Origin of the sequence: Phyllobacterium pellucidum, from assembly GCF_013327855.1 — a bacterium.
Taxonomy (GTDB): Bacteria; Pseudomonadota; Alphaproteobacteria; order Rhizobiales; family Rhizobiaceae; genus Phyllobacterium; species Phyllobacterium pellucidum.
This window is the reverse complement of sequence record NZ_JABUMX010000001.1, coordinates 1,560,261-1,574,601: the sequence shown is the minus strand read 5'-3', so window position 1 is coordinate 1,574,601 and position 14,341 is coordinate 1,560,261. Positions and strand designations below refer to the sequence as shown.

Sequence of the window (14,341 nt, the reverse complement as noted above, 5' to 3'; positions counted from 1 at the left end):
GTGCGGTGAGGGCAAAACCCGCGTAGAACAGCGCCTTTGCGGCATCATGAAGAAATCTCTTGACATATTTGGAACGTTCCAATTAACTGTGCGGCGACTGGGAGAGATCACCTTGAGCAAGGCACGGACAAGTATTGTGGACATTGCGCGCGCCGCCGGCGTGTCGAAATCCACCGTGTCGCTGGTCCTTCAGGGCAGTCCGCTCGTTAATGAAAAGACCCGCGAAAAGGTCAGCGCGCTCATCAATGACCTGGGCTATGTCTACAATCGCGGGGCTGCCAATCTGCGCCAGTCGAAATCGAAAATCATCGGCATCGTCGTCAACGATCTGACCAATAGTTTCTTTGCGGAACTGGCTGTCGGCGTCGACATGGTGGTTCAGTCGGCAGGCTACGTACAATTCCTCGCCCATAGCGGCGAAAGCGTCGACAGGCAGCGCCAGGTCATCGCCTCGATGCGTGAAAACGGCATCGCCGGCCTTATCCTGTCACCGGCGCGCGGAACCGAGGCAAGTGACGTCAAGCCGCTCGCCGACAGCGGCATCCCTGTTGTGGTCGTCGTGCGCAATCTGCCGGGTGCGAAGGTTTCAACGCTGCTTTCCGACAATTACGGCGGCGCTAAATCGGCAGTCCGTCACCTCATCAATCTCGGGCACCGTCGCATCGCCTTCATGGGCGGCTTTGCTGACACGGCCGTGTCATCCGACCGGGTGCGGGGTTATCGCGATGCCCTGATGGAAGCCGGTATTGCCCTCAACCAAAACTTCGTCATTCATTCCGCGCCCTCGCGCGCCGGCGGCGCTACAGCGGCAGAACGCATGATGTTCTTTGACGAGCGTCCCACTGCGGCGCTGTGCTTCAACGATGCAGTCGCCTTCGGCGTGTGCGATGGCCTTCGCTCCAACGATATCGAGCCGGGCAAGGGCTTTGCAGTCATCGGGTTCGACGATGTCATCGAGGCAAAGACAGCGGTTCCCGCCCTGACGACCGTCTCGGTCGATCCGCAGGGCATGGGCCAGCGGGCGGCACAACTTTTGATGAAGCAGATCAATGCCGGGCAGGTCGACCAGGAAACACTGGTTACGTCGGTGCGTCTCGTCGTGCGCCAAAGCTGCGGCGCGCCTGTCAGGCAAACGGAGGAATTGGCATGATACGCTGGGGTCTGATTGGTGCGAGCACCATCGCGCATGAATGGGTCATCGATGCGATCCGCGTCAGTGGCGGCGAGATTGTATCGGTCATGAGCACCAATGCCGAGCGCGGGCGCAAATATGCCGACGAACACGCAATTCCCCATTCGGTCACAACGCTCGATGCGTCGTTCAGCGAACAGCCGATCGATGCGGTCTATATTTCGACGACCAATGAACTGCACAAGGACCAGGTGCTCGCCGCAGCGAAGGCAGGAAAGCATGTACTGTGCGAAAAGCCGCTTGCAACGAGCCTCGAGGATGCGCGGGCCATGGTCGAGGCCTGCCGCGCCGCCAATATCGTTTTTGCCACCAACCACCACCTGCGCAACGCGGCAAGCCATACGGCGATGCGCGATGCCATTGCTGCGGGCAAGATCGGCAAGCCGCTCGCCGCCAAGGTCTTCCACGCCGTTTATCTTCCGCCGCATCTGCAGGGCTGGCGCCTGGATCGCCCGGAGGCTGGCGGCGGCGTGATACTCGATATTACGGTCCACGACACCGATACGCTCCGCTACGTGCTTGGCGACGACCCGGTCGAGGCCGTTGCCTTCGGCCAGAAGAGCGGACTTGCCAAAGAGGGCCTCGAGGACGGTGTGATGGGCGTCATGCGCTTCAAGTCGGGGCTGATTGCTCTGTTTCATGACGGCTTCACCACGAAATACTCCGAAACGGGCTTCGAAGTGCACGGCACGGAAGGCTCGCTTGTCGGGCACAATGTCATGACGCAAAAGCCGGTGGGCACGGTCATACTCCGCAATGCCGACGGCGAAAGCGAACTCAAGCTCGACCACAAGAATCTCTACGAGACGGGCCTTGCCAAATTCCACGCCGCCATTGCCGGCGACGGCAGACCTGCAGCGTCGGGCGAGGACGGTGTCTGGTCGCTTGCCGCCGGCATCGCCGTTACGGAAGCTGCGCGGACCGGAACCGCCCAAAAGATCAATCCAGGCCTTTGAAAGCACGATCCAAGAGCATGAACAAGCACATAACCCCCGAAGAGGCCGCGAACCTCATTCCTGACGAAGCCATCGTCTCCGTCTCATCGTCGAGCGGGCTCGGTTGCCCCGACCTGATGCTGAAGGCGATCGGAGCGCGCTTCGAGGCTACGGGTCACCCGCGTGATCTGACGACCCTGCACCCGATAGCCGCCGGCGACATGAGCGGGATCAAGGGCGTCGACTACATTGCCAGGAAGGGCCTTTTGAAGAAGATCGTCGGCGGCTCCTACCCGTCGGGTCCGTCCAGCGCCGAACCTCCATTGATCTGGCAGATGATCGGCAATGACGAGGTTGCCGCATATAATGTGCCCTCAGGCATTCTCTTCGACATGCACCGTGAGGCTGCCGCCAAGCGTCCGGGCGTTTTGACCAAGGTCGGGCTCGACACATTCGTCGATCCCGACCGCCAGGGTTGCGCCATGAATGCATCCGCCGCGAAGGAACCGTTGGTGCGCAAGATCGAATTCGATGGCGAAGAATGGTTGTTCTTCAAGCCGATCGTGCCGCAGGTCGCCATCATCCGTGCAACGACCGCCGACGAGCGGGGCAACCTCACCTACGAGCATGAAGGCGCCTATCTCGGCGGCTTCGACCAGGCGCTCGCGGTGCGCAACAATGGCGGCATCGTCATTGCACAGGTCAAGCGGATCACCAAGAGCGGCTCGATGAAGCCGCACGACGTGCGCGTTCCCGGCATCCTTGTCGATTATGTCGTGGTCGATCCGGAACAGAAGCAGACAACACAGACGCTTTATGATCCGGCCATTTCCGGCGAGATATTCCATCCGCTCGAAGATTTCGAACTGCCGGATTTCAATATCCAGAAGGTCATCGCGCGACGGGTCGCGACGGAACTCGAGGCGGGCAGCGCCGTCAATCTCGGCTTCGGCATTTCGGCAAACGTGCCGCGCATCCTGCTCGAAGAGGGTTTGCACGGGGCCGTCACCTGGGTCATCGAGCAGGGTCCGGTCGGCGGCATTCCGCTCCTCGACTTTGCCTTCGGTTGCGCCTCGAATGCCGAGGCTTTCGTGCCGTCGCCGCACCAGTTCACCTATTTCCAGGGCGCTGGTTTCGATGCGTCGCTGCTCTCGTTCCTGGAAATCGACAAGAGCGGTTCTGTCAACGTATCGAAACTGAGTTTCCGCCCGCATGTGACTGCTGGCGCCGGCGGCTTCGTCGATATCACGGCGCGCGCTCGCAAGATCGTCTTCTCGGGCATGTTGAATGCCGGGGCGAAAGTACATGTCGAAGGCGGAAAGCTGGTTATCGAAAAGGAAGGCAAGCTCAAGAAGCTAGTCAACGAGGTTGAACACGTCACTTTCTCCGGTCGCCGCGCCATCGAGCAGGGACAGGACATCACCTATGTGACCGAGCGCTGCGTCATGGCGCTGCGTCCCGAAGGCGTCGTGCTGACTGAAATCGCCCCCGGCGTCGATCTGCAGGCGCATATTCTCGACCAGTCCGAGTTCCCGCTGGTTGTCGCGCGCGACCTGAAACAGATGGATGCCCGCCTCTTCCAGCCGCAGCCGCTCGGCCTCGAATTGCCGCACAAGCCACAGAGGACGATCCATGGCTGACCCGCGCATCACCGTCACTTTCGCCGGTCACGTCGCCACGATCACCGTGTCGCGCCCGGAAAAGCTCAATGCCTTCGATCTCGATATGCTGAAGGAACTGGGCGCGGCCTGCGACGCTGTCGAAGCCAATGCCGAAACGCGCGTCGCGATCCTGACCGGCGCCGGCAAGGCGTTCTCGGCCGGCGGCGATATCAAGGCTTGGGCAGCGATGACGCCGAACGAGTTCGGCCATGCCTGGGTGCGCTTCGGTCACCGCGTGTTCGAGCGCCTTGCGACCTTGCGCGTGCCGCTTATCGCCGCGCTCAATGGTCATGCGCTGGGCGGCGGGCTTGAGCTTGCCGCAACTGCTGATATCCGCATCGCGGAAGCCCAGATAAAGCTTGGCCTGCCGGAAACCGGCCTCGGCATGGTGCCGGGCTGGTCGGGAACGCAGCGCCTTGTCCGGCGCTTCGGCGCGCAGGTCGTGCGCCGCATGGCGCTCGGCGGCGAAATCTTCAGTGCAGGGGAGGGCCTGGGCCTCGGCCTTGTCGACCACGTCGTTGAAACGGGCGCGGCGGTTGCAACGGCAACGACCTATGCGGAACGTATTGCCAAGCGCGGACCGGCTGCCGTCGAAGTGGCCAAACTCATGATTGCCTCGGCCAATGGCGAAGACAACGGAACGGCGGTCGAAGCGCTGGGCTCGATCCTCGTCGCAAAGACAGCGGACCTTAAGGAAGGTGTTTCGGCCTTTGCCGAAAAGCGCGAGCCCGCATTCAAAGGAGAATGGTAATGACGATTCTGGTGCGCCCACGGGCGCTCGAAGATTTCAAGGTGCGCGAATTTCAGCTGCTGATCGATGGCCGGTGGGTCGATGGTTCCGGCGGCGCTGCCATCGAGCGCAAGAGCCCGGGACATGGTGTCGTCGTCTCCCGCTATCAGGCCGCAACGAAAGCCGACGCGGAACGAGCCATCGCCGCAGCGCGCCGCGCCTTCGATACGGGTACCTGGTCCCGCATGACCGGCGCAGAGCGCTCGAACATTTTGCTCAAGGCTGCCGAACTGATTGCCGCGCGTTCCGATGAACTCGCCTATCTCGATTGCATCGAGTCGGGCAAGCCGATCAGCCAGGCCAAGGCCGAACTCGGCGGCGCCGTGGATATCTGGCGCTATGCCGCTGCGCTCGGCCGGGATCTCCATGGCGAGAGCTATAATACGCTCGGTGAAGGCACGCTCGGGGTGGTCCTGCGCGAAGCGATCGGCGTCGTTTCGATCATAACGCCGTGGAATTTCCCGTTCCTTATCGTCAGCCAGAAACTGCCTTTCGCCCTGGCGGCTGGTTGCACGGCCGTGGTCAAGCCATCGGAGCTTACTTCCGGCTCGACGCTTGTGCTTGGCGAGATCCTGATGGAAGCCGGTGTTCCTGCCGGTGTCGTCAATATCGTGACGGGAACCGGCGCGGAAGTCGGTGCGCCCATGACCGTCCATCCTGACGTCGACATGGTGTCCTTCACCGGCTCCACGCTGGTCGGCAAGCTCACCATGGCCAATGCCGCGCAGACCTTGAAAAAGGTCTCGCTGGAACTCGGCGGCAAGAACCCGCAGATCGTGTTTCCCGACGCGGAACTCGATGATTTCATCGACGCGGCGGTCTTCGGCGCCTATTTCAACGCCGGCGAATGCTGCAATGCCGGTTCGCGCCTTATCGTCCACCGCGATATCGCTGACGACGTCGTCGCCCGCATCGCCGCTCATTCCGCCAAGGTAAAGGTCGGCGATCCGCTTGATCCGCAGACCAAGGTCGGCGCCATCATCACGCCCGAGCACCTGGCGAAGATCGACGGCTGTGTACGTAATGCAGCAACCGGCGGAGCCAATATCAGCCATGGCGGCGAGCCACTGGAACTTGGCATGGGACAGTTCATGTCGCCGACCATCCTGTCGGCCGTGCAGCCGGACATGGCAGTTGCACGTGAGGAGGTTTTTGGCCCGGTTCTCTCCGTCCTGACCTTCGAAACACTCGATGAAGCGGTTCGCATCGCCAATTCCATCGATTATGGCCTGTCGGCCGGCGTTTGGAGCCGCGATTTCGATACGTGCCTGACGATCGGGCGCCAAGTTCGTGCCGGGACGATCTGGATGAACACCTTCATGGACGGCGCTTCGGAATTGCCGTTCGGCGGCTACAAGCAGTCCGGTCTCGGCCGGGAACTGGGCAGGCATGCGGTTGAGGATTACACGGAAACGAAGACACTCAACATGCATCTGGGTAGGAGGAAAGTCGTATGGACGAGCTGATTAAATCGATTGTAAAGCCCCTTCCGCCTATTGTAAGAATGCTCCGGACTTGAGGAATCTCAGTCGGATATTTTGGATATTTTCTTTTTTCAAATGGGAGGCCTGAAATGAAAAAGTGGATGAATACGGTCGCCGCCGCAGCGATGCTGCTCGGGACTGCAACGGCGGCCCGCGCTGCTGAGAACGTCGAGGTTCTGCATTGGTGGACTTCCGGCGGTGAAGCAACGGCGCTCGAAGTCCTGAAGAAGGATCTCGAGACCAAGGGCATCACCTGGTCCGACATGCCCGTCGCCGGTGGTGGCGGTTCAGAAGCCATGACCGTGCTGCGCGCTCGTGTTACCGCCGGCAATCCTCCGACGTCGGTGCAGTCGCTCGGTTTCGACATCACCGACTGGGCAAAGCAGGGCGCACTGACCAATGTCGATGACGTTGCTGACAAGGAAAAGTGGGGCGACGTCATTCCGGAGGCACTGCAGAAGTTCTCCAAGTATGACGGCCACTGGATCGCCGCGCCGGTCAATGTTCACTCGACCAACTGGGTATGGATCAACAAGGCGGCCCTCGACAAGGCTGGCGGCAAGGAACCTGCCAATTGGGACGAACTGATCGCTCTGCTCGACAAGTTCAAGGAACAGGGCATCACGCCGATCGCCCATGGCGGCCAGCCCTGGCAGGACGCGACCATCTTTGATGCCGTCGTTCTTTCCCTCGGCAATGACTTCTACAAGGCAGCATTCATCGATCTCGACCCCAAGGCCTTGGGCGGCGACAAGATGAAGGAAGCTTTCGACCGCATGACCAAGCTGCGCAGCTATGTCGACGACAATTTCTCCGGTCGCGACTGGAACCTTGCTTCGACCATGGTTATCGAAGGCAAGGCCGGCATGCAGTTCATGGGTGACTGGGCCAAGGGTGAATTTGTGAAGGCAAAGAAGGAGCCCGGCGTGGACTTCGTCTGCATGCGCTTCCCGGGCACCCAGGGGTCGGTAACCTTCAACTCCGACCAGTTCCTCTTCTTCAAGAAGAGCGATGCTGACCACAAGAACCAGCTGGTAATGGCATCGGCCATCGAGAGCCCGAGCTTCCAGTCGGCGTTCAACGTGGTCAAGGGTTCGGCTCCGGCTCGCACGGACGTTCCGGATACCGCTTTTGACGCTTGCGGCAAGAAGGCCATCAAGGATCTTGCCGAAGCCAGCAAGGGCGGCACGCTCTACGGCTCCATGGCCCATGGCTATGCGGTTCCTGCTGCCGTGAAGAACGCGATCTATGACGTCGTCACACGTGAATTCAACGGTGAACTGAGCTCCGAAGACGCGGTGAAGGAACTCGTTTCCGCCGTTGACGCTGCGAAATAAGCTTAGTCCTCTATCCGGGGCAGCACATGCCCCGGATAGAATTCTCCGCCCCGTCGCGGCAACGATATAAAACGATATTGATTTAAGAGGTGAGGCTATGGATACCCGCAGCCGCATACAGGACCTTATACCCAAGCTGGTTCTCGGACCGAGCTTTTTGATCGTCCTGATCTTCGTCTATGGCTTTATCATCTATACCGGCATTCTGTCGTTCACGGACAGCAAGATGTTGCCGTCCTATGGATTTGTCGGCTTTGAAAACTACCGCAAGCTGTGGGCGCTGCCGCACTGGTGGCGGGCTATTACCAACCTTGGCATATTTGCCTCGCTCTACATCGTCATCTGCACGGTGCTCGGCCTGGGCCTCGCCATCCTTCTCGACCAGAAGATCCGCATCGAAGGTGTCCTGCGTCCCATCTATCTCTATCCCATGGCGCTGTCGTTCATCGTCACCGGCGTCGCCTGGAAATGGTTTCTCGATCCCGGCATCGGTCTTGAAAACACCATGCACCAGTGGGGCTGGGAAAGCTTTCAGTTCAACTGGATCAAGGACTCGAAGATGGCGATCTATACGGTCGTTATCGCTGCGGTCTGGCAATCCTCCGGCTTCGTCATGGCCATGTTTCTTGCCGGCTTGCGCGGCGTCGACAATGAGATCATCAAGGCGGCGCAGATCGACGGCGCATCGACCGGCATGATCTACCGGCGCATCATCATTCCACTGATGCGGCCCGTGTTTCTTTCCGCCTTCGTCGTTCTCGCGCACCTTGCGATCAAGGCATACGATCTGGTCATCGCCCTGACCGGCGGCGGGCCTGGCCAGGCAACCGAATTGCCGGCGACGTTCATGTATTCCTATACGTTCACCCGCAATTCCATGGGCATCGGCGCCTCATCGGCCATCATCATGCTGATCACGATCTTCGCGATCATCATCCCCTACCTTTATTCCGAAATCAGGGGAGGCAACAAATGAGCGCTCCAAGCCCCGACAATGTAATCAACAGCGGCAAACTCACCCGCGTCGTCATCTATATCGCCCTTCTGGTTTTCGCGTTTTACTACCTGCTGCCACTCTACGTAATGGTGGTGAACTCGCTTAAGACGCTCGATGAAATTCGTCAGGGCGGCATGCTGTCGCCACCGCATGAATGGACGATCCAGCCCTGGCTCTCGGCCTGGTCGACCGCGCAGATCGGCGTGCAGCCCACGGGCCTGCGCCCCTATTTCATCAACTCGATCCTGATGGTCATTCCCGCAGTCGCCATCTCGACGGTGATCGGCGCGCTTAACGGCTATGTCCTGACAAAATGGCGCTTCCGCGGCTCGAACGTCATGTTCGGCATGCTGCTGCTCGGCTGTTTCATCCCGTTCCAGATCGTGCTCATACCGATGGCGCGTGTCCTCGGCTTTCTCGGCATGGCCGGAACCATCCAGGGCCTGATCCTCGTCCATATCGTCTATGGCCTCGGCTTCACGACGCTTTATTTCCGTAATTACTACGAGGCATTTCCGACCGAACTGGTGCGCGCGGCGCAGATCGATGGCGCGAACTTCTTCCAGATTTTCTGGCGTATTCTCCTGCCGTCGTCTGGGCCGATCATCGTCGTATCTGTGATCTGGCAGTTCACCAATATCTGGAACGACTTCCTTTTCGGCGCATCGTTCTCCGGCTTCAGCAGTACGCCCATGACGGTTGCGCTCAACAATCTCGTCAACTCGTCGACGGGCGTGAAGGAATATAACGTGCATTTCGCCGGCGCCATTCTCGCCGCCCTGCCAACTCTCATCGTCTACATCGTTTCCGGGCGGTATTTCGTCCGCGGCCTCATGTCCGGCGCCGTGAAGGGATAAATCAATGTCATTTCTCAAGATCCAAGACCTGCATAAGTCCTACGGCAACGTGCCGATCCTGAAGGACATCAATATCGAGATCGATGAAGGCGGCTTCCTCGTCCTCGTCGGACCCTCCGGATGCGGCAAGTCGACCCTGCTCAACACCATTGCCGGGCTGGAACCGATCACGTCAGGCGACATCTCGATCAAGGGCAAGTCGATCAGCGGATTGCACCCCTCCAAGCGCGACATCGCGATGGTGTTCCAGTCCTATGCGCTCTACCCGAACATGACCGTGGCCGGAAACATCGCCTTCGGTATGGAAATTCGCGGCATCGCCAAGGAGGAGCGAGAAAAGGCCATCAAGCAGGTCGCCGACATGCTGCAGATCGGGCATCTGCTCAACCGCAAGCCGAGCCAGCTTTCCGGCGGGCAACGCCAGCGCGTGGCGATGGGGCGTGCGCTCGTGCGCAATCCGCAGGTGTTCCTCTTCGACGAGCCGCTCTCCAACCTCGATGCCAAGCTGCGCGTCGATATGCGTACCGAGATCAAGCGCCTGCATCAGCGCATGAAGACTACGATCGTCTATGTGACCCACGACCAGATCGAGGCGATGACGCTGGCAACAAAGATCGCAGTCCTGAAAGACGGCGTATTGCAGCAGTTCGGTACACCGGCGGAAATCTACAACAATCCTACCAACATCTTCGTCGCCGACTTCATGGGCTCACCGGCCATGAACCTGCTCAAGGCCAAGATCGAAGGTGGCGCCAACGATCTCGCGGTCGTGCTCGAGCGCCCCGACATGGAACCGTTGCGCCTGCCGATCAAGACCAATAGCGCCCTCGTTGCATTCACGGGCAAGGATGTGATTTTCGGCATCCGCCCGGAAGCGTTGACCGATCCGGATGGCGCGGATCGTAACGCGGGTTCACTCGTCGAAGGCGAATGCTTCATCGAAGTGGTTGAGCCTGCAGGCTCCGACACTTTCGCGGTCACCAAGCTCGGCGGCAAGGAGGTCGTCGCGCGCCTGCGTGCGGATGCGCCAATATCCGCCGGCACGAGAACGGCGCTCGCTTTCAATCTCGACAAGGCGGTTTTCTTCGATCCGCAATCGCAATTGCGCATCGGGGCCTGATCGACCGGCGTCATGACCACCACTCCCACACCGAACGCGGCCGCAGATATCGTTATCATCGGCTCAGGCATCGGCGGCGCCACGATCGCCGCCGGGCTCGCCGGTTCGGGAGCAAATATCATCATTCTGGAAGCGGGCGATCATCTGGCGGACCGGCCGGAGAACCGCGATCCGCGCGCCATCTTCCAGCGTGGTTTCTTTCGGCCGAAGGAAAGCTGGTACGACGAGTTCGGCAAACCCTTCAACCCCGGCAATTACTACAATGTCGGCGGCAATTCGAAATTCTATGGAGCGGTGCTGACGCGTTACCGCGCCGAGGATTTCGCGGAGATGCAGCATCTCGAAGGTGTCTCGCCAGCATGGCCATTTCCTTACGAGGAACTCGAGCCCTGGTACAGCAAGGCCGAACAATTGTTCGAGGTGCGAGGAACACTCGGCGAAGACCCGACCGAGCCGTTTCATTCAATACCCTACAACTTCCCACCCGTGCCAGACGAAGCGCCCATCGCCGCGCTTCGCTCCCGGTTGAAGAAGGTGGGCGTTCATCCGGCATCGCTGCCATTGGGCGTCGATATCGATACCTGGCTCAAGCACGGCAAAACGCCTTGGGATGCCCATCCGAACAGCTTCAATGGCAAGATGGACGCGGAAACGATCGCGCTCGCCGCCGCCCTGAAACACGAGAATGTCCGGCTGGAAACCAATGCACGGGTCACTCGCCTCGAGACCGCGGCGGATGGCAAGTCAATCGCAGCGGTGCATTACGAGCAGAATAGAGCAAGGCATATCGCGCGACCGAAGCTCGTCGTGCTCTCGGCCGGAGCGGTCCAGTCCGCCGTGCTCCTCTTGCGCTCGGCCGACGCTGCCAATCCTGCCGGGCTCGCCAATCGCTCGGATCAGGTTGGCCGCAACTTTATGAACCACAACCTTTCGGCCGTCATCGGGTTCGATCCGCGCTTCAAAAATGACAGCGTCTACCAGAAGACATTCGGCTTCAACGATTTCTATCTGTCCGATGGCGATGGCGGCGCGCCGCTCGGCAATGTCCAGTTGCTCGGGCGGATCAGCGGCGCGGTTTTGAAATCCGATCTTCGGATGGTGCCGGAATGGGGGCTTGACCGATTCTGCGCGCATACGGTGGATTTCCTTGCCATGAGCGAGGATGTGCCAAAGCCCGAAAGCCGGGTGCGCATTGATGGCGACAAGATCATTCTCGAGTGGATCCGCAGCAACTGGCCGGCCCATTTGAGGCTGGTGGCCCGGATCAAGTCCACTCTGCGCGCGGCCGGCTTCCCGCTTGTGCTTTCCAAGGCCTTCGACCGCAAGACGCCGTCGCATCAGTGTGGCACCGTCCGAATGGGTAGCGACCCCGCGACCGCGCCGCTCGATATTTATTGCCGTGCCTTTGACCACCCTAACCTGTTCGTTGTCGATGCCGCGTTCCTGCCGACGTCGGCAGCGGTCAACCCGGCGCTCACAATCGCGGCCCAGGCCCTGCGCGTCGCGGATCATATCGTCGGAAAGGAATTGTCATGAAGCCGGTCGCCCTCGTCACCGGAGCGCGCCGTGGAATCGGCCTTGGAATCGCCAGGGCGCTAGCGGGCAAGGGTTTCGACCTCGCCATCACGGATATCGCCAATGACGAAACGGCCGAGGCGGCGGTCGCAACACTGGCCGGACTCGGCGCCAAAGTCTCGTTTCACACGGCCGACATTGCCGATCTCGCCGGCCATGCCGCGACGATTGAGGGCGTGCTCGACACCCATGGCCGCATCGACTGTCTCGTCAACAATGCCGGGATCGGTTCGAAGGTTCGGGGTGACTTCCTAGACCTTGAGCCGGCTAATTTCGACGCTATCGTCTCCGTCAATCTGCGCGGCACCGTTTTCTTCACGCAAGCCGCCTTGCGCGCCATGCTGGCGCAACAGGAAAGCGCCACATCGCGCACCATCATCAACGTTACCTCGGTTTCCGCCGAGATGACTTCGCCCGAACGTCTCGACTATTGCCTGACGAAGGCGGCGCTCGCGTCCTTCACGCAGGGGCTCGCGGTGCGTCTTGCCGATCAGGGAATCAGCGTTTTCGATGTGCGTCCCGGGATCATCCGTTCCGACATGACCGCCATTGCCGCTGCAAAATACGACAAGCTTATTGCCGAGGGCCTTGTTCCGATGAAGCGCTGGGGCGAGCCGGACGATCTCGGCCGTATCGTGGCCGCTCTTGCCAGCGGCGATTTCAACTTTGCCACGGGCTCGATCATCAATGCCGATGGCGCCCTTTCGATAAGCAGGCTCTAGAATGACCTATGATTACATCATAACCGGCGCCGGACCCGCAGGCTGCGTTCTCGCCAATCGCCTGAGCGAAGATCCGGACGTTTCGGTACTGCTGCTCGAAGCCGGGGGCGGGGACTGGAACCCGCTTTTCCATATGCCAGCCGGCTTCGCCAAGATGACCAAGGGTGTCGCCAGCTGGGGCTGGTCGACGGTGCCACAGAAGCACATGAACAACCGCGTCTTGCGTTATACGCAAGCAAAAGTCATTGGTGGCGGATCAAGCATCAATGCCCAGCTTTATACGCGCGGAAATGCAACCGACTACGACCTGTGGGCCCGGGATGATGGTTGTGCCGGGTGGAGTTATCGCGACGTTCTGCCTTATTTCAAGCGCGCCGAGGACAATCAGCGCTACGCCGACGATTATCATGCCTATGGCGGGCCGCTCGGCGTCTCAATGCCCGCGGCCACCCTGCCGATCTGCGATGCCTATATCCGGGCAGGACAGGAACTCGGCATTCCCTATAACCACGATTTCAACGGCCAGCAGCAAGCGGGCGTCGGGTTCTACCAATTGACGCAGCGCAATCGCCGCCGCTCATCGGCGTCGATGGCCTATCTCGCTCCAATCAGCGAGCGCAAAAACCTGACGATCCGCTTGGGCGCGCAGGTAACCCGGGTCCTTGTCGAGAAGGGGAGGGCGGTCGGCGTAGAGATCATCAAGGGCAATGCGCGCGAGACAATCCGCGCCGAACGCGAGGTTCTCGTCAGTTCGGGTGCAATCGGATCGCCGAAACTGCTCCTCCAGTCCGGCATCGGCCCGGCCGATCATCTGAAGAGCGTCGGCGTGCCGGTAACGCATGATCTGCCCGGCGTGGGCGAGAACATGCAGGACCACCTTGACCTTTTCGTCATTTGCGAATGCACGGGCGACCATACCTATGATGGCGTGGCCAAGCTGCACCGAACACTGTGGGCGGGCATCCAGTACGTGCTGTTCCGTACCGGTCCGGTTGCGTCGAGCCTGTTTGAAACGGGCGGCTTCTGGTATGCGGATCCCGATGCGCGCTCTCCGGACATCCAGTTCCATCTCGGACTGGGCTCGGGTATCGAAGCTGGCGTCGAGCGGCTCAAGAACGCCGGCGTCACCCTGAACTCCGCCTATCTTCATCCCCGATCGCGCGGGACGGTGCGGTTGCAGTCTTCCGATCCGAATGCCGCTCCCCTGATCGACCCCAATTACTGGAGCGATCCGCATGACCGGAAAATGTCGATCGAAGGCCTGAAGATCGCCCGTGAGATCATGAGCCAGGCGGCCCTGAAACCCTATGTGATGGCGGAACGCCTGCCGGGGCCGAAGTATAATTCCGACGAGGAACTCTTCGAATATGGTTGCGCCAATGCGAAGACCGACCATCACCCTGTCGGCACCTGCAAGATGGGTTCGGACAACATGGCTGTGGTCGATCTCGAACTGAAAGTCCGCGGCATCGAGGGCCTGCGCGTGTGCGACAGTTCGGTGATGCCGCGCGTTCCCTCGTGCAATACCAATGCGCCGACGATCATGATGGGCGAGAAGGGTTCAGACATTATCCGCCAGCGCACGCCATTGCCGCCGGCGATCTTCAGCCATGAAATGAATGAAAGGCGTCCGCGGGCGCGGGCAGATATTCGCTGAACGGGAGTCGGGCG

At 60.2% G+C, this 14,341-nt stretch carries 12 protein-coding genes; all 12 read left to right on the top strand.

The features are described from left to right. The first annotated feature begins 112 nt into the window (after positions 1–112). On the top strand, positions 113–1,150 hold the full coding sequence (locus tag HQ945_RS07680; RefSeq protein ID WP_113281108.1) for a LacI family DNA-binding transcriptional regulator: 1,038 nt from the start codon (positions 113–115) through the stop codon (positions 1,148–1,150). Then, positions 1,147–2,148 carry a Gfo/Idh/MocA family protein gene (locus tag HQ945_RS07675; protein WP_113281109.1) on the top strand — a complete coding sequence of 334 codons (1,002 nt, stop codon included), beginning with the start codon at positions 1,147–1,149 and terminating at the stop codon, positions 2,146–2,148. Before HQ945_RS07680 ends, HQ945_RS07675 begins: the two co-directional genes overlap by 4 nt. A 17-nt stretch (positions 2,149–2,165) precedes the next feature. Continuing rightward, complete coding sequence (locus HQ945_RS07670) at positions 2,166–3,767, top strand: acyl CoA:acetate/3-ketoacid CoA transferase (RefSeq protein WP_174207850.1); 1,602 nt, start codon at positions 2,166–2,168, stop codon at positions 3,765–3,767. Then, a complete protein-coding gene (locus HQ945_RS07665; RefSeq protein WP_113281111.1) occupies positions 3,760–4,539 on the top strand; it encodes an enoyl-CoA hydratase/isomerase family protein in 780 nt (259 codons plus the stop codon). The genes HQ945_RS07670 and HQ945_RS07665 overlap by 8 nt, the downstream gene beginning before the upstream one ends. Next, positions 4,539–6,044 carry an aldehyde dehydrogenase family protein gene (locus HQ945_RS07660; RefSeq protein ID WP_174207849.1) on the top strand — a complete coding sequence of 502 codons (1,506 nt, stop codon included), beginning with the start codon at positions 4,539–4,541 and terminating at the stop codon, positions 6,042–6,044. The genes HQ945_RS07665 and HQ945_RS07660 overlap by 1 nt, the downstream gene beginning before the upstream one ends. A gap of 107 nt (positions 6,045–6,151) precedes the next feature. After that, positions 6,152–7,399: an ABC transporter substrate-binding protein gene (locus HQ945_RS07655; RefSeq protein ID WP_113281113.1), complete on the top strand. Its 1,248-nt coding sequence runs from the start codon at positions 6,152–6,154 to the stop codon at positions 7,397–7,399. Between the two features lie 97 nt (positions 7,400–7,496). Further along, complete coding sequence (locus HQ945_RS07650; protein ID WP_091920480.1) at positions 7,497–8,375, top strand: carbohydrate ABC transporter permease; 879 nt, start codon at positions 7,497–7,499, stop codon at positions 8,373–8,375. Then, complete coding sequence (locus HQ945_RS07645; RefSeq protein ID WP_027230745.1) at positions 8,372–9,253, top strand: carbohydrate ABC transporter permease; 882 nt, start codon at positions 8,372–8,374, stop codon at positions 9,251–9,253. Before HQ945_RS07650 ends, HQ945_RS07645 begins: the two co-directional genes overlap by 4 nt. 4 nt (positions 9,254–9,257) lie before the next feature. Further along, entirely contained in the window at positions 9,258–10,373 is a 1,116-nt protein-coding gene (locus HQ945_RS07640; RefSeq protein WP_027230744.1) for an ABC transporter ATP-binding protein, read from the top strand. A gap of 12 nt (positions 10,374–10,385) precedes the next feature. Next, complete coding sequence (locus HQ945_RS07635) at positions 10,386–11,909, top strand: GMC oxidoreductase (protein ID WP_174207848.1); 1,524 nt, start codon at positions 10,386–10,388, stop codon at positions 11,907–11,909. Continuing rightward, positions 11,906–12,670, top strand: coding sequence for a 3-ketoacyl-ACP reductase (locus HQ945_RS07630; protein WP_113281116.1), 765 nt, complete (start codon positions 11,906–11,908; stop codon positions 12,668–12,670). Before HQ945_RS07635 ends, HQ945_RS07630 begins: the two co-directional genes overlap by 4 nt. Before the next feature lies 1 nt (position 12,671). Continuing rightward, positions 12,672–14,327 carry a GMC family oxidoreductase gene (locus tag HQ945_RS07625; RefSeq protein WP_113281117.1) on the top strand — a complete coding sequence of 552 codons (1,656 nt, stop codon included), beginning with the start codon at positions 12,672–12,674 and terminating at the stop codon, positions 14,325–14,327. Positions 14,328–14,341: the final 14 nt, after the last annotated feature.

Excerpts from the sequence above, each read along its gene's own strand:
- HQ945_RS07675 (WP_113281109.1), top strand. The coding sequence starts at position 1,147 with ATGATACGCTGGGGTCTGATTGGTGCGAGCACCATCGCGCATGAATGG.
- HQ945_RS07670 (WP_174207850.1), top strand. The coding sequence starts at position 2,166 with ATGAACAAGCACATAACCCCCGAAGAGGCCGCGAACCTCATTCCTGAC.
- HQ945_RS07665 (WP_113281111.1), top strand. The coding sequence starts at position 3,760 with ATGGCTGACCCGCGCATCACCGTCACTTTCGCCGGTCACGTCGCCACG.
- HQ945_RS07660 (WP_174207849.1), top strand. The coding sequence starts at position 4,539 with ATGACGATTCTGGTGCGCCCACGGGCGCTCGAAGATTTCAAGGTGCGC.
- HQ945_RS07655 (WP_113281113.1), top strand. The coding sequence starts at position 6,152 with ATGAAAAAGTGGATGAATACGGTCGCCGCCGCAGCGATGCTGCTCGGG.
- HQ945_RS07650 (WP_091920480.1), top strand. The coding sequence starts at position 7,497 with ATGGATACCCGCAGCCGCATACAGGACCTTATACCCAAGCTGGTTCTC.
- HQ945_RS07645 (WP_027230745.1), top strand. The coding sequence starts at position 8,372 with ATGAGCGCTCCAAGCCCCGACAATGTAATCAACAGCGGCAAACTCACC.
- HQ945_RS07640 (WP_027230744.1), top strand. The coding sequence starts at position 9,258 with ATGTCATTTCTCAAGATCCAAGACCTGCATAAGTCCTACGGCAACGTG.
- HQ945_RS07635 (WP_174207848.1), top strand. The coding sequence starts at position 10,386 with ATGACCACCACTCCCACACCGAACGCGGCCGCAGATATCGTTATCATC.
- HQ945_RS07630 (WP_113281116.1), top strand. The coding sequence starts at position 11,906 with ATGAAGCCGGTCGCCCTCGTCACCGGAGCGCGCCGTGGAATCGGCCTT.
- HQ945_RS07625 (WP_113281117.1), top strand. The coding sequence starts at position 12,672 with ATGACCTATGATTACATCATAACCGGCGCCGGACCCGCAGGCTGCGTT.